Origin of the sequence: Sporosarcina ureae (assembly GCF_002082015.1) — a bacterium.
GTDB lineage: Bacteria > Bacillota > Bacilli > Bacillales_A > Planococcaceae > Sporosarcina > Sporosarcina ureae_A.
The window spans coordinates 2309571-2333826 of sequence record NZ_CP015109.1 but is presented as its reverse complement, the minus strand read 5'-3'; the positions used below and the strand labels follow the sequence as shown (position 1 = coordinate 2333826).

The following is a 24256-nucleotide window of genomic DNA, read 5'->3' as shown; positions in this document are numbered from 1 at the left end:
CCTATTTCACTATGATTTTCATGCTCATTAATTGATGACCTACACCACAATATTCATTACATACGACTAAATACTCGCCAGGCTTCTTAAATGTTTGTTTCGCTTCTTGAATATGTCCTGGCATGATCATCGCATTTAAATTGGTGCCGATGACTTGAAAACCGTGCATTACATCTGTAGAAGTCATTTTAAAATGAACAGTTGCGCCAGCAGGTATTTCAATTACATTCGGTTCAAATGAAAAAGCCCGTAAGATCATGACAACTTCATATTCATTCTCACTAATTTGAAAAGTCCCCGGATTATCAAATGGCGCCGTCTCTTCTACTTTTTCTGGATCAATCATACCGACACCACTGGGTGGGCCTTGACCTAACGCAAAGGTCTGAACGCCACTATAGACTACAGCGATGACCAACATGGAAGCAGCTAAAAATAGCCAGATTTTTTCATATCGATGCATGTTCATGGAAATACCTCCTTATAGTCTTACTGAAAAGAAAATAAATAATATCAACCAAAAAATAACGATTCCGCCTCCAACGAATAAGATGGAAGCATACATAGCATTTCTGAATGAACCCTCATCCACTACTTCCTCTTTGTTCACTTCGTTGCCCGGTGAGTTTTTCATACGATCCCCCCTCTTTGTAAGTAATTGAACCGCATACATAAAGCAGGTCTGTGTCACCCACTCTATGAGTGACGAACGGTAATGCTATTGTCCATTCAATAAAACCAGCCTCGTTCATTTCACTTCACACATTCTCTCTACTTTACGTAAAGGCAAGTTACTATAGATAAAAGTATGAACACGACATGACAACTAGGAATATTCCAATAATTCCGGTGATAATTCTGTTTATTTTTAGACCTATCTCGTTATATATGAATAACTTTAAGAGAATAGTCCGATTCTATATCCGGCAAAACGAATCGGGATTTCTCTGTGCAGTACCACCCTCGTTTCATTGCTGCACTATAAGAAGTGAAACTGACGTTGACTCTGATATCGTCAGTGTTCCATTGCGTAACTCCTAGCTTCAGTATGAATTACTTGGCGGGCTTACACCTTGATGTACATCAAGTTTATACGGTCTAATTCTAAGGCGATCCAATACCGATAATAAAAAAAGTGATTAGTGCTAAACATAGCGCCAATCACTCAACATCATGCTATTTTTTGAATAATATTTTCTGTAACTTAGCCAGCTAGGATAGAATCATCCATCCCTTGATGTGTTTATTGATGCAATGCTTCTTCAAACCTTTGTTAGAAAAGTATTGACTCTCACGTTACGAGATACTTTATAGTTATTAAGTGAAGGGAGCGAAACAAGATGAAAGTGAAAGAAGTTGCTGAGTTAGTAGGAATTAGTGTGCGCACACTACACCATTATAATGAAATTGGATTATTCATTCCCGACGAAAACACTGATGCTGGTTATCGTATATATTCTGACGAGAATCTCGAGACACTGCAGCAAATCTTATTTTTTAGAGAACTCGGCTTCCCTTTAAAGAAGATTAAAGAAATTATCGATAGTCCATCGTTTAATCAACAAGAAGCGCTTGAAATGCAACATAAAATGCTTCTGGAACAAAAGAAACGGCTTGATCAGATGATCGGGACTATTGAAAAAACAATTCAACATGCGAAAGGAGAAATACAAATGACAAATCAAGAGAAATTTGAGGGCTTTGACTTTAGCCATAACCCATATGAACAAGAAGCTAGAGAAAAGTGGGGCGATCAAGCAGTTGATGAAGCAAATGAGAAAGCGAAAAATATGACTGCCTTCGATCAGGAAAAATTCAACGAGGTTTTTCGTAACCTTGCCGCAATTCGCCATCTATCACCTGATTCCAAAGAGGTCCAAGAGAAAATTAGGGAGTGGTATCATTTTTTAAACAAAATGGGAAACTACTCTCTAGAGGCATTCAAAGGATTGGGTCAAATGTACGTAGACGACGAGCGTTTCACCCAAAACATTGATCAATTCGGTGAAGGCTTAGCCCAATTTATGTGTACGGCTATGGGCGTCTATGCAGAAAAAAACCAAAAGTAATACCGTAATAAAAGGCTGGGACATAACTATCTCACCCCGTTTCCCTGCACTCAAAAAGGCACGCTTTCCGAGGGGCGTGGCTTGAGCCAAGCGAACAACGTAGGGTTCGCTTTGCCGTATTTCTGTGTACTTTGCAGAAATTAAGGCACCTGTCCAGGGTCTCAAGACGCACGCTGATCCCTCAGGAGTCGGCCTTTCTACGTTCCGGTACACTCTGTTACTCTAAAAAATATTTACTGATAAGAACAGAAAAAAGCGTAAAGGACATTCCCCTTACGTTTTTTCTGTACTGTCCCAACCTCTTATAATAATTTACAGTTCTTATCAATGACTGCCAGTGGATGGCCCTTTAACGGCACAACCCTTGCTACAGAATCGAACTCAAAGACCGATTGCGGAACAGAACGCTATTGCTATAATAACCATCCTTCTCCAGTCTCTTGATTCATCAAAGAATATCATGCCAACAAAAGCACCGATCACGATGCCAATCCCAGTCCAAATTGTATAACTTTTTTCGAAAGGGATAAACTGCAACGAACAGCATGTGACGCGAGATTTGAACCTAGATATAACATCAGCAATGTTGCCGTTTGGAAATCAAGTCTTTACCGTGAGTTGGTTAATCATTGCAAAGCCAAACGTCTCCAACGACCCCCATCAGTAACGTTATGAGTAATGTGGTTTTTCCTCAATTGAATGATTCACTAAAGAAGAGCACTTGTGCCGCCGTAATTATTAGGTAGTTGCTCAGTTTAATTCCTTCCGCTGTCTTCGATCCAATTGGTAATCATTCGATTCAATTGAGAATTGAGGAGACAGCATCCCCTATACTATCGTTTTACAGAAAGTATATTAAGACATTTTATTAGACCGAATCAATTAGATTGACAACTCCCCACGGTTATACGATAATGATTGTGTAATTAGAATTATTATATTCTATAACTCAAACAGGTGACTGCATCAGTCATCAAAAACACTTAGGAGGAATCATTCATGTCAATGATCGGAAAACAAATCGAAGAGTTTACAGCAAATGCGTACAACAGTGGTAATGGGGAATTCATCGAAGTAACCCAGGAAAACTTCAAAGGTAAATGGAGCGTAGTCTGCTTCTACCCGGCTGACTTTACATTTGTCTGCCCTACTGAACTCGAAGACCTTCAGAACCAATACGAAACATTAAAAGGCCTCGATACGGAAGTATACTCTGTTTCAACAGACACACACTTCACGCACAAAGCATGGCACGATCACTCAGATGCTATCAGCAGCTTGCGCTACATCATGGTCGGTGACCCATCACAGAAAATCTCCCGCATTTTCGACGTGCTAGACGAAGAAGCAGGTCTTGCACAGCGTGGTACATTTATCATCGATCCAGACGGTGTCGTACAGGCAGCAGAAATCAACGCAGACGGAATCGGCCGTGACGCAAGCGTTCTAGTTAATAAAATCAAAGCAGCACAATACGTCCGCAACAATCCGGGCGAAGTATGTCCGGCTAAATGGCAGGAAGGTAGCGAAACACTTAAGCCAAGCCTGGATCTTGTAGGTAAAATTTAAGGAGACGGTTTATATGTTAGATGCGAATATTAAAGCGCAGTTAGCCCAATATCTCGAGATGATGGAAAACGAAGTCCTGCTAAAGATCAGCGCGGACTCCGGCAAAGTAGCAGAGGACATGCAGAAGCTAGTGGATGAACTGGCTTCCATGTCTTCCCTCATCAAAGTAGAAAAAGCAGAATTGGAAAGAACACCAAGTTTCAGCATCAACCGCCCTGGCGAAGATACCGGCATCGTATTTGCCGGTATTCCGCTTGGCCACGAATTCACCTCACTCGTTTTAGCTTTGCTACATGTGAGCGGCAGAGCGCCTAAAGTCGACGCGCAGGTGATCGAGCAAGTAAAGAACATCGAAGGCACGCATCATTTCGAATCCTATATCAGCCTGAGCTGCCAGAACTGTCCGGAAGTCGTACAGGCATTGAACATCATGAGCGTATTGAATCCCAATATTACGCACACGATGATCGATGGTGCAGTCTTTAAGGATGAAGTGGAAAGCAAAAACATCATGGCGGTTCCGACCGTATACTTAAATGGTGAACCATTTACGAGCGGTCGCAAAACAATCGAGGAAATCCTTGTGGAAATGGGAAGCGGCCTAGATGCATCCGACTTCGAAGATAAAGACCCATTCGACGTGCTCGTTGTCGGTGGCGGACCTGCCGGCGCAAGCGCAGCGATCTACGCTGCCCGCAAAGGGATCCGCACAGGTATCGTCGCTGATCGTTTCGGTGGTCAGATCCTGGATACCGCAGCGATTGAGAACTTCATCAGCGTTAATCGCACAGAAGGACCGAAGCTTGCGGCAAGCCTTGAAGAACACGTGAAAGAATACGATATCGATATCATGAACCTGCAGACAGCGAAACGTCTGGAGAAAAAGGATCTCATTGAAATCGAATTGGAAAATGGCGCAGTTCTTAAGAGCAAAACCGTAATCTTATCGACAGGTGCGCGCTGGCGCAACATTGGCGTGCCAGGCGAAGCAGAATTCCGCAACAAAGGTGTTGCCTACTGTCCGCACTGCGATGGTCCTTTGTTTGAAGGCAAAGACGTGGCAGTAGTCGGCGGCGGAAACTCCGGTATTGAAGCAGCAATCGACCTAGCAGGTATCGCAAGTCATGTCACCGTGCTTGAATTCGCACCAGAACTCAAAGCGGACGCAGTCTTGCAGGAACGCCTGAACAGCCTACCGAACGCGAAGGTGCTGACGAACGTCCAAACGAAGGAAATCACCGGTACCGATAAAGTCAACGGCGTCACGTATACAGACCGTGATTCCGGCGAGGAGCATCATATCGAACTGGACGGCATATTCATCCAGATCGGACTTGTGCCGAACACAGACTGGCTTGGGGATTCCATCGAACGCAACCGCTTCGGCGAGATTGTGATCGATAAAAAAGGCGCAACGAACGTACCCGGCGTATTTGCGGCGGGCGACTGCGCGGACGAGCCATACAAGCAGATCATCATCTCCATGGGCTCCGGCGCCACCGCTTCCCTCAGCGCGTTCGATTATCTCGTACGCAGTAAAGTGGAAGTCTAATAATAAACAGAAACTAGAAGGCTATACGCTCTTCTAGAATAATCTAAAACAGTATCACAATATAAAACACCTTCGAAGTAATACACTTGTCAAAAGTACTTACGTCGAAGGTGTTTTTGTATGGGCAAAAACGTATATTCTAGCGAAGTGAAATGGTCGGTGAATCATACGAACTGCAAACTTGCTTTGTTAACATTATGATTTTACTTGTTTAGGTGTGTCACCTGTCCTGCTGATTTTCCAGGGTTGCTGACTGTAGCGAAGATCAACTAAGCGAGTACATAGAAGTTATATTACAATCGCGCCCAATAATGGGATAGTGGTTGCAACCCGTTGATCTACGTTGCAGCCGGACGCGTTCCGGAGGGCGGTGAACCACACTCCTCGCTACGCTCGCTAGGTGTTTCACCTGTCCCGCTGATCCTCCTGGAGTCGCCGGCTTCCACTCCGATCAACTAGCTGACTACAGAGAAACTCTGCGACAATCGCGTCCGATTGATGCAATGCTAGCGCTAGTCTTCGTTAGGGAACGCGTCCTTTAATAAAACACCAACCTACTTTTTTGACTTCGGGATTAGTTTAGCAACTGGTGTTATTAAAAACATAAAACCGATGAATCAAATCGTCGCTAGCCACTTAGCAAGCAATAATTGAATCTTTACTGACAAGTATATATATATATTGGTTATTTGAAACATAATAATTATTATGTAGGATATTGCAAAGCCCACTATTTCATCATTTTTATCCAACTTTTTTTCTTCACATGGCAAACTATTTCATAATCTGGCTCTATTGATAAAATAAGAGTATTTCTTTTTCAAGAATGCCCCCCGATATGAACTAAGGACACTAATCTGTGTAAAAGATTAGTGCCCTTTATATTATCCAACGTATTGAATCGTTTCCAAGAATACTTCTCTTAGCGACGTTAAATCAGTGACAGATTGGATCATAGCATGCAGATACTTTTCACTCTCTAGCGTTTCATATGACCACTCAATTCCTCTACTAATTGCGTAAGCATGTAGAAAAATCCGGATAGTTCTACCATTTCCTTCACGAAAAGGATGCAACATATTTAATTCTGCTTTAAAATAAGCTAAACGATCCGCTGCTTCATTCAATGAATTCCAAAGAGGCTCATCATTTAACTCCATAAACAAGTTACTCGCATAGCTATTCAAGAATTGAACTTGACAGAAACGAGTAGCACCTTTCATGAGTTGAACATCCCTAAAGTCTCCTGCAAACGGATAGATATCTTGAAATAGATAATGATGCAGTTCTTGAAACTCTTTCAAGGTAAATGATTCGAACATGAAATCATTTTGTTCTAGTGCCATTGCACGAAGAGAAAATGCCAATGCTTCGGCTCTTTCAAGTTCTTTGTGAGAATCAATCTCCAATAAATTGTGTTTTATTAGGTAATCATTAATTTCTTTATCATTATACTTTCCCATGCCGCAATAGATCCTTAATTAAAGTAGGGGTAATTGAGGTCTTTTTGTTAATGAGTTCTAAGACTGTTTTCTGCATATCAGAAGAGATTTTCAAATTTTCGAGATGAAGATTATGCATCACTCGTCTAAATTCTTTTGAGTCAAGATCCAATGCCTTCATATCAACAACCCCTTTATCAGTATAATCTTACCTTATATTATACAGTGCTAATTGGTTAATTACTAATTAGACGTATGAGCAAATCCTACTTACGGAATCGTACCCGATTGCATAATATCATTGCCTATTTGGAACAAACTTATTGCCGATCATGCCACCAATCATAGCTGATAAACCGACAACGATAATCTTTATTATAGTATTGATATCGGGGATTAAATACTCAATAAAAAGCATTACTATCAATACAAATGCACCTGTAAATAAAGCCATGCCTATACTTCCTCTTCTCAATAATAACGCCCCCCATGTAGATTAATCTAGCCCGTTTGATGAATGGACGCAAATCCTTATGCTAGAATTGCGCCCGATTCTTGAAGAGTGATTTTATTTACCTCTTCAATCCGTTCAGTTAACTTGTCTTAATCGTACTCCCATTCAATTCGGGGTATATCAACTCGATATATTTCTTATTTTAATGATCTTTTCCTGGTCATTAATTAATCCACATAAAACGAAACAGCTATTTTTTTACTCTCCTTATTCCTGTTAGCATGGAATTTAAAGACAATCCTATAAACACCTTTCTGCTGTATAAAGGATTGCGGAAATTTCTGATCCATTTTTTTGCCCGGTTCTAATACATTTAACTTATCCTCTGTTACCGCATCATCTGCCGCAACCCAAACGTTATCTTGTAAGTATTCTAAGCTAGTTCCTAGCCCTGTGTAATCCACCGGTGTTTCCCCATCATTTCTTATAATAACAACCGGCGTCTCTCCCTGATCGTATCTCTCTTGGCTAACTGATATAGAAATGGAAATATCTCCATCTTTATAAATTGAATCAATATTATTCATTTTACTTTGATTTCCTTTGTCTTTAATGTCCTTTTCTTCCGAACAAGCAGCTAAAATCATTATGATCCCGATTAATATAATTAAATTTTTCTTTTTCATTTTATTCCTCCTCTTTGCCATTAGACTGTGAAGAGTTAAATAAGTTTCATCTTTCTTTAATCTGGCCCGATTGCAGCACGGGTTTTATTCGTTTATTGCACCCTATTGCTGGGAGTCGTTGTATTGTTTCAACCTGACTCATACCCAATTATTTTGGAAGTATTTAATCACTTGTTTTAATTTGATACGAAGAAACTACTATATTATCTACAAAGACTTTACAACGGATACTAAAAAATCCTCCTAGAGTCACTTTTATGCTCTTTGATTCATTTCCTTCATTCCTAATACTCCCATTTAAAGTTCCTCTAAATGCTAAACCTAAATTTTCATCTTGCAATTTTCCATCTACATACAACTTCTCGCCTGTAAACCATCTATTCTCAACTTGTATTCGGTGACCGTCATATATAGCTTCAAATACCTTCTTCATTTCACCACTCCTTTATCAGTCTTTGTCCGTTCATATAAAAATTACTTATTCTACGATTACATCCAATAACTATATTACTTTGCTTTGTTTCCCTTATTTATATACGGATGAATGCCCTATAGGTTTCATTCAACGAAATGGCCCGATTGCAAAATAGACACAGCTGCCCAGAATATGGAGAAATGTCAAACTCTATTGACTTCTAAACTTATTCCACAAAATCACCTTGGATAAATGGATTCTCGCGATCAAATTTAATATTGATACTTTTAGAAGACGCAGGATCGGGAGAATCAGATACGTGAAAATGGATATGTGGTTCACTGGAATTCCCGGAATTGCCAACTTGGCCAAGTATGTCACCCTGATGGACCTTATCTCCTTCATTTACTATGATCGACTGGTGTTTAAAGTGAGCAAGATAGCTAAATTCCTTATTACCGTGATCAAGGATGACATAATTCCCCAAGGGTTGTTCCTCATTCATTTGACCAACTGGTTGATTATCCTTTACATTATTCTCTACTTTAACGACTATTCCATCAGCTGGGGCCAGATATTCCTTGCCAAATGCATAATAACTTTCGTTCATGGAAGGATCTCCTTCGTAGGTGGTTCCCTCTTCCATTATGACGAAGTCGTAGGCATAGCGTTGGTTTTCATATTCATAATGGTAATTAACTAGACTGTTTGTACCTCCCCAAAATACATACCACGTATCCTGAAAAGGCAAATGCATGACTGTTTCTGTATACACATTGTCAGTTTCCGGGTACATAGTGAGTGGCATAATTTGTAATCCTTGAATGATATCATTCTCATCAAAGACTGCCACCATACCTTTCGATCCACTATCATCTGTCCACGTGTATTGCTTGGAGCCATTATGATAAGGAAGTTCCGATTGTAAAATATATGCGGTAACGTCCTGATTAAAATCATTACCTAACTCTTGTAGCTGCTTCAACGAAACTTCCTTTTGAAATGCTTTGCTCATCTGACTGTAAACCATCTCAAAGTCTCCATTTAGAAATGTACTGGAAAACTCTTCTGGCTTCATCACATTCTCTTTTTGATCAATCTCTTGATCCTCTCCCATACCGCAAGCGGTTAAGAAAACCGTTACAAATGCAATCCCTATAAAGACATGTTTAAAACACCTCATACTCGCCCTCCTAACAAATATTTGAATATGACACAGTACGATAAAGCTAAGTCTAAATACAGAAAACCGTTATTTTAGTTATTCCACACATGATCCTATTACTGAAAAGATGCAAATCCTTTTTGAAGAATTGCACCCGATAAAGGCAAAGTAGTTGAAAATCGTTGATCTGCGCTCCAGCCGGACGCGTGTCTTATGGGCGTGCGGTGAACCACACTCCTCGCTTCGCTCGCTAGGTGTTTCACCTGTCAAAGCAAAGATATGCTCCTTCTCGCTGCGCTTCACTCGCAAAAGCCGTTCTTCGTTACGGCTCTCGCTGATCCTCCCAGTCGCCGGCTTCCACTCCGATCAACTAGCTGACCACAGAGGAACTCTGCAAAAATCGTGCCCGATTCTGGATATAGGCTTCTTATAAATCTATTCACTTGCGGTTTTGTCACCAAATTTATTTTCCATAACATAAAAAATAAAAAGTGTTATTAGAATAACAAATGGAGTTGTACTGTACTTCATTAACCCGATGTACGGCAATATTAAAGACAGAAGTATCAATGTTGTTGCTACTAATCGAACAATAATAAGGTTTTTATTATCCAATTAACTCCCTCCTTTTCTTAGCATATCTCTAACAGAAGGCTTCGTTTGGAGAATACTTCGCTAAGCAAACGCACCAGTTTGTATAAATGCAGATCAGTTCCTTTTTACAACTGGCTTAAAAAGTCTGCTAATACATTATTGAATTCATTGTAATTATCAACATTTGAGTTATGGGCAGCATCACTAATTACAACTAATTGATATCCATTCTGAGTTGACCACTTACTATTATATTTTTTCACGTTTCCTGTATTATCTTTTTCCCCCATCACTAATAAAACTGGAAAGTTGAAATGAACTGTTTCTGTTCTCTTAAGTAACTCCTTGTAGGCTAAGTTCATAATGTTAATAATTTCATCTTTGCTTAGTTTAGAAACGGCAGAATACATATTATCAAAAGCATAATCAGTTCTCGTTGCACCTTTAGAAATACTATTAATTAAAGTTTTATAAGGAAACATAGACGATAGCAAACCTATTTTAGATAGAATAAATTTCTCCCATTTCGAATAGTAATAATGTCCAAAAGGAGTTGTATCAATTCCAACAAAGCCTTTTACTTTTTTAGGGTAACGAATCCCAAACTCTTGGCAAACATAGCCCCCTAGAGACTGACCTACTAATATAACTTTACTTACATTTTCTAGAGCCAATATATTTTTTAGTACTTCTACAATATTTGAAAATGTAAAATCCTTGTAATGACATGACTTTCCATGAAGAGGAAGATCTAAAGTGATGATTTTAAATTCGTTACTGAAATGATCAACTTGTTTTTCAAACATAGATTGATCGGCAGTCATACCATGTACAAAAACAATACATTTTGTATCGATATTTTTACTGCCTCCAACCCAATAATATATATCCCCATTTTCTGTATGTAATATTTTTTCTTCCACAGCCGTTTTTCACCCCACTTTCCGTAATCTGACCCGATCGTAATACGATCCTTATTCATGTAACGCGCCATAGTAGTGAATCGTCAGCACAATCTATTGACACACATATCTCAATCACTTTGCTCATGCTTCTCCCGTTCCTCGCGCTCAAGAATATATCTCTCGTATTGCATCGTTCACTCCATCGTATGGATCGACAGGAACGGTATGTTCATGTATTTCTTTCAACAACCAAAATGACCTAAAAATTACTCCGACAATAATAGCAGCTAACGCATACCAACCTATTGGACCGATTAACGCCAAAATGCCCAAAACACCCGCCACCACAATACACCCGACCAACTTCATATGATCTCTCCTCTGCTTGCATTCCACTTGATATCTTTTATATTCATACGCCTATTAACTGAAAATACGTTTCCTCATCGTCTTTAAAAACACGCATATACTCATACGTCCGATCCAATGTAATTTTATATAATGTATGTTCATCTTCTGTCGGTTCATCATTCTCCTGCAAGTAAATCTGGAAAGTGTCTTCATCCGTTCTAATATCTACTTCACCAAATCCTTTTCCGTTATCCAAGAAATTTTGATTCAGATATAAGAATCGTTCCTTTTTCGTTTCATGGTACATATAAATACCATTGCCATCAGGGTCATCAGCAGTTTCTATTCCATCAATAAAGCTTTTCACTTCTGCATCCACTTTGTTGACCGTCACTTCCGAATAAGATAATTGCTTCCCGCCACACCCTACCAACACACTCGCAATGACCAGTAACACGAATAATTTCCTCAATTGATCTATAGCTCCTGTCATTCCACTTTCAAAGTCACACGTAACTACTTCCAATAAATATACCATTAGTTCCATTTATTACATACCATGAATAGACTAGTACACAATTAAATAAATAGTGAGGATATATTCGATTATTCGCAATCGTCTACTCTACTATGGTAAAATAGAAGTGGAGTCAGATTCTCTTTCTTGAAAAGCACATGGGTCTTTTATTATAAGGAGGAATTGCAAATGGCTAAAGACGACAGAATAGAAATTATTAAAAAGAACGAGATGCGGACGAAGGAAATTTCCAAGATGATTGGTGAAGGCGGTATTGGAGCGGATAAGTATTACGATATTAGAAAAAAGCCTGCTCCAGAAGATGTAACCGGATCACGTGAAAATCAAGGTTCCGACGATAACAAATAATCTAGTAAATCTACCAAAATCATTCCATATAACGACCACAAGCCACTTTCCTGTCAAACGGAAAGTGGCTTGTAGTGTTTACATAAAAAAACCTCCGCACTTACGCGGAAGTCTAGTTTCACAATATATACGTATCAATCTTCAATACCAATTCTGCAATTTCCGGCTTACTCACTTGATCGTCCGCTCCCACACTGTCCCCTTTATGTTTCAGGTCATCCGTGATGAGTGAAGAAAAAATGATTACCGGCAAGTCCATAAGTTTTGGCGTTTCACGAATCCGTTTGGTAAAGTGATGACCGTCCATTTGCGGCATCTCGATATCTGTGATCACCAACTGAATTTCCTTCTTCACATCGATACCATCCGCCACTAGCGACTCCAAATAATCAAACGCATCTTTGCCGTTTTCATAAAAGTCGAGATTCGCGTAGCCTGCTTCACTGAGCGTGTCATACAATAATTTACGCAATAACGGAGAATCTTCCGCAATCAAAATGCGTTTATCTGACCGTTCACGCTTCCCAAGCTTCTTCACTTGCTCCACGTTAATCCCTGCATCCGGATTAATATCCATAATGATCTTTTCAAAATCAAGCAACAACAACATTTCGCCATCCAGCTTGATGACGCCAATCACTTGAGAGTTCTCTGCTGCATAAATGCCAGAAGGTTTCTCGATTTGATTCCAAGAAATACGGTGGATCTGCGTCACGTTATGTACACGGAAGACGACCGTTTGTTTATTGAAAGCAGCGACGATATACTTGGCATCGTCTGGATGGCTTGAAGGTGCCATTCCTAATATTTTCTCCATGTTGATGACCGGCAACACTTCACCGCGCAACTGAATAATGCCTTCCACCGCAAAGTGGGCATGGGGAATCGGCGTAATCTTCAACGGCATGATAATTTCCTTCACTTTGATCACATTAATGCCATAACGATTTCCTTGCATCTCAAATCCGACGATCTCCAACTCATTCGTACCGCTTTCCAGTAAAATACCTGACTCATTGGACACATTCTTTCACCCTCTCAGACGATATGGTCTATTACTATTATATGCGTTCATAGAATATACAATTCATTGGTGCAATAGAACTAGTATATCACACCAATTGTCTATTAATCTATGGCAGTGAAAATAAATCTACTACTAGCACAACGTTATGGGTGGACGAATCCTCGCTTCATCGATTCCGCTAGCCAGTTTTCAAATTGTGGAACGGTCAATGGTTTTGAGAAATAGTACCCTTGGAAGGTCAAATCCGGTTTCAAATCAAGCAGAAATTCCACTTGTTCTACTTGCTCTACCCCTTCGACGACTATGTTCAGGTCCATCGAGCACCCAAGCGTTAGTATGGCATTTAGCACCGCGCACTTCTTCGCCGGTGCCGGTACCCCATCCGTAAAGGACTTATCGATCTTCAACGTCGTAATGGGCATCCGCTGTAAAAAGGACAAAGACGACACACCTGTCCCAAAATCATCGAGTGCAATCGAGAATCCATAACGCCTGAATCGCTTCATCGCAGCAATAGCCTGAGTGGTGGATTTCGCGGTACTCGTTTCCGTCATCTCCAGTTCAATACGGCTGGGGTCAAATCGGTACGCATTCGTTTCTTTCCATAACAAATCAAGCAAACCCGGTTCCGTCACGTATTCACCAGGGATATTAATCGCCACTTGCGGCACATGAATGCCTTGCGAATCCCAATTATGAATCTGTCTGCACACTTCGCGAATAATCCAGTCCGTCACTTCACCCATTCGCCCTTCTCGCTCCAATATGGGAACAAACGTCATGGGCGGGATCGCACCAAGTTCTGGATGCGTCCAGCGAAGCAATGCTTCCACACCGACGAACTCATGTGCAGCCCCTTTTACTTTCGGTTGGTAGACCAAATAGATATGTTTTTCATCCAACGCCTCGGAAATATCGCGCAAGACATCTTGCTCATAGGACTTTCCGTGGATGACGGGGTCGAACGTCAACAATCCCCACTCATGCGAAGCGGCCGCTTGTTCCACAACCATCAACGCCTCTTTATACAATGTCTTCACAGACTTGTTCTGATCAGCCTTAGCTAATCCACATGCATAGCGCATCTCTTGATTCGGAATAGCCAATAGTTGATCCATTTCACGCTGCATGATCACAAGGCTCTTATAAAAGTCCGTAGTTCGTCCCGCCTGCTCTACACAAAATAAATACCGATTTCCGCTGACACGATACAACTGTGCGTATGAAGGTTTCCACTTCGCAAGCAACGCACCGAGTTCCTTCAAAATTTTATCTCCTTCTGTATAGCCGTATAATTGATTAATACGCTGCAGATCAGGGAAATTCCAAATGGCGACGTCTCCTATTGCGATATCATCTGTCAAACACCGCTCCCAATTGCGTCGATTCGGCAATTTCGTCAACACATCATAATACTTCAGCCAATAATCGACATAGCGATCAATATAAGAGGTCATTAACATCCCAAAAAGTAACAGCCCAACTCCAATGCCGATCAACACATTCATAATATCCATGTGCATGGCAGATTCATGTAACGCTTGTCCTTCTTCTATGTAATAGTGGGTACCCCCTATGATAAAGTAATGCATCGTAAGCGTACCTACTGACAAATACAAAGCGGCGAGTACTTTAGAAATCCCACTACGCTTCGCCTTACGCGTACCGTGAATAGCTAGAAAGGCAAATAAACCACCTACTATACTGCTCGCAAGCACTACTTTCCAATCAAAACTAACATAGGCATTTAACTTAATCGACTTTACGCCTAAAAAATGCATCGTACCCATCCCGATGACAATGAGCAGCGCAGCTACTACATATCGCCAGCGTACTCTCAAGGGACTTTGCACAAGTTGAATGATTAGCAACACCGCAAGAAAAATCGGCAAAATACACATAATGGCCCAACCATAATGTACACGGATCTCAATAGGTAACCATAGCGAATTAAATGTTAAAAAATGCGTAGACCATACCCCGAATGCTAGGGACAAAGAAGTGAGTACCAGCCACACTTCCCGTTTGAAGATACTTGGTTTTTGCATGCGTTCAAATAATACGAGTGCGGTATAGGATGCGAATCCCATCACTAAAAAAGAGACTACAATCATCTTCAGTGAATAGGTTCCGAATATTTGTGTGTATTCTTGAAAGTCTGATGTCGAAAACATTCGCTCCTCCTTCTCAACTTATTAGATAGGTAAATTTATAGTTTATAATGATTCTTAATACTCACAACTAATGTTATGTGAAACGAAGTACTTATTATTTATTATTTACTAATTGCCTATAGTAGTCAATCATTTTTAGACTTTTTAGGCTATAGGTCTACATAATTTTTAACTATCATGTTAATTATATGATATTTTCCGACAATTAGATAATGAAATCCTTTCTGCTATCACAGCAAATGACGAATTATGGTAGAATGAAGCAACTAACAAAGTCAAAGGAGAGACCCCTATGCCGATCTATAATAAACTCGTCCGCGACCTCATCCCAGAGATCATCGAAGCCGACGGAAAAACGTGCGTCACGCATACGTTGAATGACTCACAATACATAGCTGAACTACATAAGAAAATGCACGAAGAACTAGCGGAGTACGAAGAAGCAACGAACGCAGAAGATGCTGTGGAGGAACTGTCTGACCTATTGGAACTCATTCACGCGGCAGCGGCTTATCACGGCGCGACGGTTGAGGAACTAGAAGCTGTACGTGCGGAGAAAGCTACAGCACGTGGCGGATTTGAGGAAAGAATTTATTTGGTGGAAGTGGCGGATGACTAAGCTACGCCTACTGACGAAAAATTTGCTAGATGACTTAAAACGACTAACTGCGGAAGCGGATACGATCTACTGGATGACAGCGTTCATGATGAAAACTGGCGTGAAGGAAGTACTCCCCGTTTTACGTGATGCTTCTATGCGTGGCGCGGATATCAAAATACTAACCGGTGATTATTTATCAATTACACAACCCGATGCACTGCAACTATTACATGAAGGAGTACCCACTGCCGAACTTCGCATGATTGAAAGTGGCGGTACGTCCTTTCATCCAAAAGCGTATCTATTCAAATCAAAAAACAGCTCGACCGTCATCATTGGCTCGTCTAACTTATCGCGTTCCGCTTTAACGAAAGGTGTCGAATGGAACCTCTACGCACCATCGGCAGTCGACGAAGAAATTTTCGAAACGTCTGCAGATGAATTCATGAAGATGTTCTTATCTCCAAACACGGTGCCGATCAACAATGAACAAATCGATTTGTATAGAACACGATACGACGAAACGAATCGGAAACTACCCTTTAGTTCGGTATGGGAACCCCAAACTGAAATCGAAATGACATTCGGCGCAACGGAACAAGAAGAAAGCAGCATCGTCGATCCAACAGCACCTTACCAATCGTCTGTCTTGGACCCACGACCTGCCCAACAGCTAGCTCTCACTGCGCTCAATCAAACAGTTGAAGCCGGCTATGAAAAGGCACTCGTCGTCCTCGCGACGGGACTCGGGAAAACATATCTCGCAGCCTTTTTCGCAGAATCATATAAACGCGTACTCTTTATCGCCCATCGCGAAGAACTACTCACACAGGCACAAGCTTCATTCGCACGGGTCTTTCCGAATCGTACAAGCGGGATCTACAACGGCCAGCAGAGACAAGCAGACACGGAATTCGTCTTCGCATCGATCCAGACACTCGCGAGGCAATACCACTTGCACCAATTCTCTCCGACTGCGTTCGATCTAGTTGTCGTAGACGAATTCCATCATGCTGCCGCCACTACATACGAGCGAGTACTCGACTACTTCAAACCAGAGTTCCTACTTGGTCTAACCGCGACACCCGACCGACTTGACAACAAAGATGTCTACAGCCTATGCGACGGTAACGAAGCAATCTCGATTCACTTCCTAGACGCTATTCGGCAAAACTGGCTCTCCCCTTTCGTCTACTATGGTGTACTCGACGAAACGGATTACAGCCAACTGAAGTGGCACAATAATCGCTACGACGAAGAAGAATTACTGCGCTTGCAAGTACGTGACAGTTACGCAGAAGCAGTACTCGACGCATGGAACAAAAACAAAAAGACCCGCACGATCGGATTCTGTTCCTCCATCAAACAAGCCATCTACTTAAGCGACTATTTCACAGAAGCCGGCTACCGTTCACTCGCCTTACACGGCAGCACGGACCGACAAACCCGTACTACCGCACGCAACTTGCTAGAAACAGGCCAACTCGACATCATCTTCACCGTCGATCTATTCAACGAAGGCGTCGATATCCCGAGCGTAGACACACTCCTATTCGCGCGCCCTACCGAATCACTCACCGTCTTCACCCAACAAATCGGACGCGGTTTACGTCTAGCTACCGGCAAATCACATTGCGTAATCATCGACCTAATCGGAAACTATCGCAACGCACGAAAGAAGTTCGAAGTATTTAACGAAAACAAAGAATTACCTACAAAGATTAACAGCGAAACATTTACCGAGAGCGGCAATTTCGAATTCCATTTTGAAACAGCTATCATCGACTTACTTGAAGCAATGAAACAAAACGAACCGATTCAACAACGATTGATCGATGCGTATTTCGATTTGAAAGCAGAGCTTGGACACCGCCCGACGTATCTCGAGTATCATTTGAAAGCGAATGAAGATGCGAAGGCGATTCAACAGAATTTTAAGACGTATCCAATTCTTTTGGAGTATGCGGGTGAACTCGGTGATTTAGAGAAAGAAGTCCTCACGCAATATAGGGACCTACTCATTGAAATCAATAAAACCTTGATGAATAAAAGCTATAAGATGATTCTACTGAAGTACATGCTGACAAGAGGCGCATCGGACTGGTATCGACCTGTTTCACCAAATGAAGTCGCCCCTTTCTTCCATGCGTATTTAATGGAGAAGCCATATCGTCGTGATGCGGATCTATCAGATAGACAAGGTCGGTTGCTTCGGAAATATGATGAAGGTAAAGTAGCTAAATTAATTGCTACGATGCCGATGACGAAGTGGAGTGGGTCTTCTAAAGGAATGTTTGTGTTTGAGGGTGGTGTGTTTGGTACGCAGATAGAAATTGAGGAGCAGCATGAAGTTATTTTGTTTGGCTGGGTAAGGGAGATTTGTGAGTATCGGTTGCATTGGTATTTCGAGAAGAAGAATTCTATTTAACTTACAAAAAAGTTGAGGCTGTCGCGCAACTTTTTTGTAAGTCTGAAGTGTTCTGAAACTCTTTTAATGTCTATATCTATATCCTATACGATTGTTGAGATTTTTCAATAATTGTATTTATTACACCTAAATTCCTTCTCATGTCTTTTATTCAATCATATTATTCAGCTTATCAATGTGCCTAAAGAGAGTGTTTTAACAATGTAAACATACATGGTTAATTAATCTTAATTAATATTAAAAGTACATGCGAAAAAGAGCTGAGGCACGTGTTTTGTGCGACAACTTCTTTTCATGAGGTTATTCTGGTAGTGATTATACATTCACTTTTGAAGATGATACGCTAGATTGTGGAATTAATTGAATCGAAGTATGTGTCGTGACCCAATGTAAATAATGGATGTACTTGGCTATCAAATGAGTAAAAGTGCTATTCCGTTTTAGGATAGCACTTTTACTTTTTGGATTGGCTGACTTCCACTTGGTTACTTGGAAGAGGTACTCGGTGATCCGTCACACTAGAAATTCTTATCTTTCGAGCTTTTCAATACGCTACCGATCCAGTTTTTCTTTTTTAAGTAGTAATATAAACTCCACGTAGAAAAAGCGATGACGAGGATGGCTCCCAAATAGCCATATTTCCAATCGAGTTCGGGCATGAATTTGAAGTTCATTCCCCATAAGGCACCCCAAGTCGCTACTGGCGTGAAGAGCATCGTGATGACAGTCAACGTTTTGACGATTTCATTGCCTTGATGGGAGGAGATGTTGGATTCGAGATTGATCAGCTGTCCTATTTCTTCGTTATATTTCCGGATCGTCTGGTGGCATCGTCGGATACGCCGACAGGCCCGCTTGTAGAAATACCCTTCCAATACGTTGTCCCCGAATGCTTCTACTGTCGCTTCTTATAAAACAGTACCTGTGTGAGAAACAAACGTTAATGTTTAAACATTTATGAAAGTTTCGTGTACAGGTACCTTTATAAAAAAGGCTGTACATCGAAGAATAGTCTTCATTCCCGCAAGATCATGATTTATTAGTTGTGTTCCTGCAATAGTCATCATAAATCCAGCTCACTTACAGGAAAAATTCTTATGCTTTAAAATTCGAAGCAATAAGGCTATTTGCGCTGCGAATAAAAAGATAGTTTTTTTATTTCGAACTTACTTTTCACTACCTTATTATGGCTCATGCTAGGTAAACAAAAAATGCTTGCACGCATTTCCACGGAGTGCAAGCACATATAATCAGTTAAAAGGTTTCCTATAGAAATCAATAATCTTTTGTAAATTATCTCGCCTATACATGTCCCTCCAAAAATCGATTCCATCTTTAATTAGCACATTTCTATATGCAAAGGCTTTCATTCACGGTAGATAGTTTTTATAAAAAATAGTTTTACGCTTTTATGATTGCATCTAATAATCTATTTTTTCAATCACCTAGAATCACTAATGTATTAAATAAATTCATGCTAAGCAACTAATTTAATAATTTTGTTAATTTTTTAATTAAGCTGTGTAAATATTTGTTAAAAACAACCTTTTCATTTTCATGCCAGGCTATAACACTATAAATGGTTTTGTCAGTAACTTGATGAATTCCAGCTTTCAATCAAAAAGCACAATAGATGCTCTACACTTATTAAAATGAATCAATTTATTTACAGATTGTCGTTACTCCTTCCTGTTCCAGTTTTTCAATTTCTTCATTTGTATATCCTAACTGTTTTAATATTTCATTTGAATGCTCTCCAAGTTTAGGCGGGAAATTCTTAAATTTAGAAGGTGTTTTAGAAAATTTCAATGGTGTGCCAAGAAACTTTACTGGCCCAGTTTCAGGATCTTCTTTTTCATATACCATTTCCCTTTCAATAACTTGTGGATCACTAAACACTTCAGATATTTCATTTACTGGACCACTTGGAATATTAATACTTTCAAAAGTTTTAATCCATTCTTCTTTGGGTTTATCTTTAAATATATCATTTAAAATTAAAATTAATTCTTCCCGATTTTCAACACGGTCTTTATTCAGTTCAAACTTTTTACTTCGTAATGCGTCAAAATTTAGTTTACCTACAAACTTCTTCCACATTATTTCATTTCCAACTGCAACGACGAAGTGTCCATCAGAAGCTTCAAAGATCTGGTAAGGTACAATATTAGGATGGGCTCCACCTAACCGCTTTGGATTTTTCTCAGTTGAAAAGTAATTAGAAGCAATATAAGTTTGCCATGATACCATTGTATCTAACAAAGATAAATCTACCCATTGGCCCTCTCCTGACTTCTCTCTATTCCATAATGCAACTAAGATGCCGAACCCTGCCCACATTCCTGTACCAAGATCTGCAATAGAGAATCCAGCTTTTACTGGTGGTCCATCTGGTTCTCCGGTCACCGAGAGAAAGCCACCCATCCCAGTAGCTAAAATATCGTAACCAGGCTTTTCTGCATATGGTCCTGTTTGGCCAAATCCTGATATTGAAGCCAAGATGATACGTGGGTTATACTCTTGTAAAACATCATATCCAATACCTAACTTGTCAATTGTTTTAGGTTTGAAATTCTCAATTACAACATCTGCATCTTTTATTAAGTCTAAAAAAATCCCCTTACCTTTTTCGGTTTTTAAATTTAGTACTAAGCTTTTTTTATTTCGATTTATACTTTGGTAGTATGTGCTATCTTCACCAATAAACGGTGGCCCCCATTGTCTAGTATTATCACCCTCTGGACTTTCAATTTTGATTACTTCAGCTCCTAAATCAGCTAAAGTCATCGTTATATAAGGTCCACTTAAAATTCTAGTTAAATCGATAATTTTTATTCCTTGCAAAGGCATTTTCATTCCTCCTATAATTTTATATTTATATCTCTAAGAATTATCATTACTAGATCAAACTTGGGAGCCATAAAGCAATTTGCGGGAAAATACAAATTAATATAATAGTTATTACAATAATGATTATAAAGGGTATAACTGCTTTGAAAATCTCTGTAAAGGTTATATCTGGAACCAACGGTTTTACTACAAATAAATTTAGTCCCACAGGTGGGGTTATTAAACCAATTTCCATGTTTAAAGTCATGATAACCGCAAACCATATAGGATCAAAACCAAGCCCATGAATAAGGGGAGCGAGTATAGGTGCAACCATTACAATAATCGCAGCGGGAGGTAAGAACATACCCAAGATTAATAGAACAATGTTGATAATGATAAATATCCACCATTTTGATATATCTAGAGTTATCAAACTCTCAGTAATTGCTTGAGGCACACGAAGATAACTAATTGGATAGGTTAGTAGTAGTGCTCCGGCTACGATAAGCAATATCATACTCGATTCACGTGCGCCACTTGTCAAGATCTCCTGAATGCTCTTTCTATTCAAACTTCTATACCATAACAATACAATTAGTAATGTCACAACAGCACCCAGGGCAGCTATCTCACTTGGCGTCACTACTCCGGAGTAAAGAGATCCGATAATTAATATAATTAATAATACTGATGGCCATGCCTTAAAGAGCGATTCAAATTTCTCTTTCCAAGAAAAATCAATTTGAAGATCATCTAAATCAGAAAGTCTTGCGCCAGACTTTTTGCAACAAATTATCCAGTATATCGCTGCCCATACGGAGAATAAAAAAATAAGTAAGACTCCTGGAAGAACACCTGCTAAAAATAACTTTCCTATTGAAACTTGAACTGCAACACCATAGATAATCATGGTGATACTAGGAGGGATTAAAATGCCTAAGGTCCCGCCAGCAATAATGATAGCTGCGGCAAATTCTCCTGGATATCCTCTTTTCCTCATTTCTGGGATTCCCATACCACCGATCGCTGCTGCTGTTGCGGGGCTTGAACCAGACAATGCTGAAAATACTCCACAAGCGAATATATTTGCAATTGCCAAGCCACCTGGAATTTTTCCGAACCATCGGTATGCTAATTCAAATAAATCTTTTCCTGCATCTGATTTCGCAAAAAAAGCACTCATTAAAATGAATAAAGGAATTGCTAACAATTCGAAGCCGTTAAGAGCAGAGAAAAATTGTTCGCCGAGCATATCGAACTGTAAGGGTCCCAGTAAAAGCATAGTTACTGTAGCCACAATACCAAGACTAAGGAAGATAGGCATCCCTAATAACATCAAAACTATTACACTAGTTGCAATAAGTAATCCGACTAAAAAAGGGCTCATTTTCAAACCTCGCCTTCAACATTTAATATGTTTTCATTCAGGATCCTTTGATGATAGTGATCGTATCTTTCTGTAAATTTCTACGTAGTACTGAATAGCAAACCAAGTCATGCCTATCGGAATAATTAGATACGGATAAATTAGTTTAGGATTCCACGAAGTTCCTGATCTCCAATTCTGATGATAAGCTTCTAACCATAGTTGGACTCCTCTTTCAACCATTACTATTGAAAAAATCAAGCCTAAAATCCCCATGATGATATATAGAAGGTCGCGGGGCTTTTCTTTAATACTTGAAGTGATAATGTCAAGATTAACATGGGCATTGTGATGCAATGCGGATGACGAAGCGAAAAATGTAGCTGCAATTAGTAAGTAACTTGCTAATTCAAGCTCCCAAGTTGTAGGTAATTTAAAGAAGTAACGAATAGCCACTTGGTATGTTATCAAGAAGCCGGCCAAAAGAATCAAGCAACCTCCGACATAAGCCCCGAATTCGCTAAATCGAGTGACTTTATCATAAAAGCTTAAAGACTTTTTTTTGTTTGTCATTACAATTCCTCCTAACTTTCTTAGGAATGAAAGGAGAAACAGCAATTGCTGTAATTCTCCTTTACATACTCACAAATTATTCATTAAGTTCTCGAGCAGCCTTAATTAATCTATTCGCCTCTTCAGAAGACTCGGCGAACTTTTCGACAGTAGGTTGTGCTGCTTCAAACCATTTTTTCGATTCCTCCGGAGAAATTTCATATACATTCACACCGTTGTCCTTGAAGGTTTGTACAACTTGAGAATTATCTTCTTCTACAGCCTCTATAACCCATTCTTGAAGCTCTGCAGAAACTTCGTCAACTATTGCTTTTTGTTCTTCATTTAATTTATTGTCATAGACATCGGAACTTATTACTAACGGCATTAAAGCATACATAATAGCGTTATCATCAGGATATAAAAAGTTATCCACTACTTCAAAAAGTCTATAAGACATAAAAGAAGAATAAGACGTGAGAGTCCCGTCCAATACGCCAGTTTGTAGAGCACTGTACAGTTCAGATGATGCCATGCTGGCAATTCCAGCACCCAAGTCTTCGAACATTTGTTCAGAATCATTTCCTGCACCTCTTAATTTTAAACCTTTAAGATCGCTTGGCTCTTTAACGACGTTTTCTTTTTTTCCTTTTGTCGCTAATGTAGTTGGTGCCCAAGTCCAAACAAGCATTTTAATACCGTTATTATCCAATAAACCTTCGACTTCATCACCAATTTTTGAACCTGGCCATTTCCATGCCTCTGCACTATTCTTAATAATTCCGGGCATCAAAGATATGCTGAATTCGTTTACTTTACCAGCATCATAAAAAGGTAAATAAACAGCCATATCAAGACTTCCTTTTTGCAGGGCGCTGTAATGCTCCTTACCCTTCATTAAAGAGTCGGCTGGATATACTTCAATTTGTATACTTCCATTACTTCTCTCTTCTACTTCTTTCGCGAACCTATCTGCTAATAAAGATCGGTAGTCCCCTTCTCCATCTGTGACAGAAGCAAATTGATGGGCAAGTTTTAATTTTACCGGCTTGTCTGAATCATCCTCAGTAGAAGCGCTATTACTTGAAGATTTGCTGCATGCAGATAAAGCTAAAGATGAGATAACAATTAGTGTCAATAAAAAGGCTACACTTTTCTTTATTCGATAGGTCATCTTATTCTCCACCT

Annotated in this window: 24 protein-coding genes; 6 read left to right on the top strand and 18 right to left on the bottom strand. The window is 39.9% G+C overall.

The genetic code is table 11. From position 1 onward, the window contains the following. Window position 1: 1 nt before the first annotated feature. Both SporoP17a_RS11480 and SporoP17a_RS16780 read right to left on the bottom strand, forming a co-directional pair. On the bottom strand, window positions 2-469 hold the full coding sequence (locus SporoP17a_RS11480; RefSeq protein WP_083034761.1) for a cytochrome c oxidase subunit II: 468 nt from the start codon (window positions 467-469) through the stop codon (window positions 2-4). Between the two features lie 12 nt (window positions 470-481). After that, a complete protein-coding gene (locus SporoP17a_RS16780; RefSeq protein WP_156890563.1) occupies window positions 482-634 on the bottom strand; it encodes a hypothetical protein in 153 nt (50 codons plus the stop codon). Window positions 635-1340: 706 nt separating this feature from the next. Here SporoP17a_RS16780 and SporoP17a_RS11475 point away from each other — a divergent pair. Next, window positions 1341-2069 (top strand): MerR family transcriptional regulator, encoded by a 729-nt coding sequence (locus tag SporoP17a_RS11475; protein ID WP_083034760.1) that lies wholly within the window; start codon window positions 1341-1343, stop codon window positions 2067-2069. Window positions 2070-2450: 381 nt separating this feature from the next. On the opposite strand, the gene SporoP17a_RS17330 is transcribed toward SporoP17a_RS11475, so the two are convergent. Then, window positions 2451-2552, bottom strand: a complete 102-nt coding sequence (locus SporoP17a_RS17330) for a hypothetical protein (RefSeq protein WP_420542184.1) — start codon at window positions 2550-2552, stop codon at window positions 2451-2453. Window positions 2553-3068: 516 nt separating this feature from the next. Here SporoP17a_RS17330 and ahpC point away from each other — a divergent pair. Next, on the top strand, window positions 3069-3638 hold the full coding sequence (ahpC, locus tag SporoP17a_RS11465; protein ID WP_083034758.1) for an alkyl hydroperoxide reductase subunit C: 570 nt from the start codon (window positions 3069-3071) through the stop codon (window positions 3636-3638). 13 nt (window positions 3639-3651) lie between these two features. Beyond that, entirely contained in the window at window positions 3652-5190 is a 1539-nt protein-coding gene (gene ahpF / locus SporoP17a_RS11460) for an alkyl hydroperoxide reductase subunit F (protein WP_083034757.1), read from the top strand. 884 nt (window positions 5191-6074) lie between these two features. Here ahpF and SporoP17a_RS11455 read toward each other — a convergent pair. The 8 genes from SporoP17a_RS11455 to SporoP17a_RS11415 form a co-directional block, all read right to left on the bottom strand. Then, complete coding sequence (locus SporoP17a_RS11455) at window positions 6075-6653, bottom strand: Fic/DOC family protein (protein WP_083034756.1); 579 nt, start codon at window positions 6651-6653, stop codon at window positions 6075-6077. A 277-nt stretch (window positions 6654-6930) separates the two neighbouring features. Beyond that, window positions 6931-7086 carry a hypothetical protein gene (locus SporoP17a_RS16890; protein WP_167693343.1) on the bottom strand — a complete coding sequence of 52 codons (156 nt, stop codon included), beginning with the start codon at window positions 7084-7086 and terminating at the stop codon, window positions 6931-6933. Window positions 7087-7313: 227 nt separating this feature from the next. Beyond that, window positions 7314-7772: an immunoglobulin-like domain-containing protein gene (locus SporoP17a_RS11445; RefSeq protein ID WP_083034713.1), complete on the bottom strand. Its 459-nt coding sequence runs from the start codon at window positions 7770-7772 to the stop codon at window positions 7314-7316. A gap of 163 nt (window positions 7773-7935) precedes the next feature. Next, on the bottom strand, window positions 7936-8205 hold the full coding sequence (locus SporoP17a_RS11440) for a hypothetical protein (protein ID WP_083034755.1): 270 nt from the start codon (window positions 8203-8205) through the stop codon (window positions 7936-7938). Window positions 8206-8413: 208 nt separating this feature from the next. Continuing rightward, entirely contained in the window at window positions 8414-9370 is a 957-nt protein-coding gene (locus SporoP17a_RS11435) for a M23 family metallopeptidase (protein WP_083034754.1), read from the bottom strand. A 701-nt stretch (window positions 9371-10071) separates the two neighbouring features. Further along, the gene (locus SporoP17a_RS11425) at window positions 10072-10869 is read right to left on the bottom strand and encodes an alpha/beta fold hydrolase (protein WP_083034752.1); all 798 of its coding nucleotides are present in this window, start codon (window positions 10867-10869) and stop codon (window positions 10072-10074) included. 147 nt (window positions 10870-11016) lie between these two features. Further along, window positions 11017-11220 carry an ATP-dependent Lon protease gene (locus SporoP17a_RS11420; RefSeq protein WP_237262315.1) on the bottom strand — a complete coding sequence of 68 codons (204 nt, stop codon included), beginning with the start codon at window positions 11218-11220 and terminating at the stop codon, window positions 11017-11019. 43 nt (window positions 11221-11263) lie between these two features. Next, window positions 11264-11749, bottom strand: coding sequence for a hypothetical protein (locus SporoP17a_RS11415; protein ID WP_083034751.1), 486 nt, complete (start codon window positions 11747-11749; stop codon window positions 11264-11266). Between the two features lie 159 nt (window positions 11750-11908). On the opposite strand from SporoP17a_RS11415, the gene SporoP17a_RS11410 reads away from it, so the two are divergent. After that, window positions 11909-12088 carry a hypothetical protein gene (locus SporoP17a_RS11410; RefSeq protein WP_083034750.1) on the top strand — a complete coding sequence of 60 codons (180 nt, stop codon included), beginning with the start codon at window positions 11909-11911 and terminating at the stop codon, window positions 12086-12088. 118 nt (window positions 12089-12206) lie between these two features. Here the strand turns inward: SporoP17a_RS11410 and SporoP17a_RS11405 are convergent, their stop codons facing one another. After that, a complete protein-coding gene (locus SporoP17a_RS11405) occupies window positions 12207-13112 on the bottom strand; it encodes a chemotaxis protein (protein ID WP_083034749.1) in 906 nt (301 codons plus the stop codon). A 146-nt stretch (window positions 13113-13258) separates the two neighbouring features. Next, window positions 13259-15289 carry an EAL domain-containing protein gene (locus SporoP17a_RS11400; protein WP_083034748.1) on the bottom strand — a complete coding sequence of 677 codons (2031 nt, stop codon included), beginning with the start codon at window positions 15287-15289 and terminating at the stop codon, window positions 13259-13261. A gap of 292 nt (window positions 15290-15581) precedes the next feature. Between SporoP17a_RS11400 and SporoP17a_RS11395 the strand changes: the two genes are divergently transcribed. Further along, window positions 15582-15908, top strand: coding sequence for a nucleoside triphosphate pyrophosphohydrolase (locus SporoP17a_RS11395; RefSeq protein ID WP_083034747.1), 327 nt, complete (start codon window positions 15582-15584; stop codon window positions 15906-15908). Further along, window positions 15901-18318 carry a DEAD/DEAH box helicase family protein gene (locus tag SporoP17a_RS11390; protein WP_083034746.1) on the top strand — a complete coding sequence of 806 codons (2418 nt, stop codon included), beginning with the start codon at window positions 15901-15903 and terminating at the stop codon, window positions 18316-18318. The genes SporoP17a_RS11395 and SporoP17a_RS11390 overlap by 8 nt, the downstream gene beginning before the upstream one ends. Before the next feature lie 518 nt (window positions 18319-18836). Here SporoP17a_RS11390 and SporoP17a_RS11385 read toward each other — a convergent pair. The 5 genes from SporoP17a_RS11385 to dctP all read right to left on the bottom strand — a co-directional run bounded on the left by SporoP17a_RS11385 (window position 18837) and on the right by dctP (window position 24242). Beyond that, window positions 18837-19193: a CorA family divalent cation transporter gene (locus SporoP17a_RS11385; protein WP_083034745.1), complete on the bottom strand. Its 357-nt coding sequence runs from the start codon at window positions 19191-19193 to the stop codon at window positions 18837-18839. Between the two features lie 787 nt (window positions 19194-19980). Then, a complete protein-coding gene (locus SporoP17a_RS11380) occupies window positions 19981-21168 on the bottom strand; it encodes a CaiB/BaiF CoA transferase family protein (RefSeq protein WP_237262314.1) in 1188 nt (395 codons plus the stop codon). Window positions 21169-21217: 49 nt separating this feature from the next. Then, a complete protein-coding gene (locus SporoP17a_RS11375) occupies window positions 21218-22537 on the bottom strand; it encodes a TRAP transporter large permease (RefSeq protein WP_083034743.1) in 1320 nt (439 codons plus the stop codon). 33 nt (window positions 22538-22570) lie between these two features. Next, a complete protein-coding gene (locus SporoP17a_RS11370; RefSeq protein WP_083034742.1) occupies window positions 22571-23089 on the bottom strand; it encodes a TRAP transporter small permease subunit in 519 nt (172 codons plus the stop codon). 76 nt (window positions 23090-23165) lie between these two features. Beyond that, window positions 23166-24242, bottom strand: a complete 1077-nt coding sequence (gene dctP, locus SporoP17a_RS11365) for a TRAP transporter substrate-binding protein DctP (RefSeq protein WP_083034741.1) — start codon at window positions 24240-24242, stop codon at window positions 23166-23168. Window positions 24243-24256 lie beyond the last annotated feature (14 nt).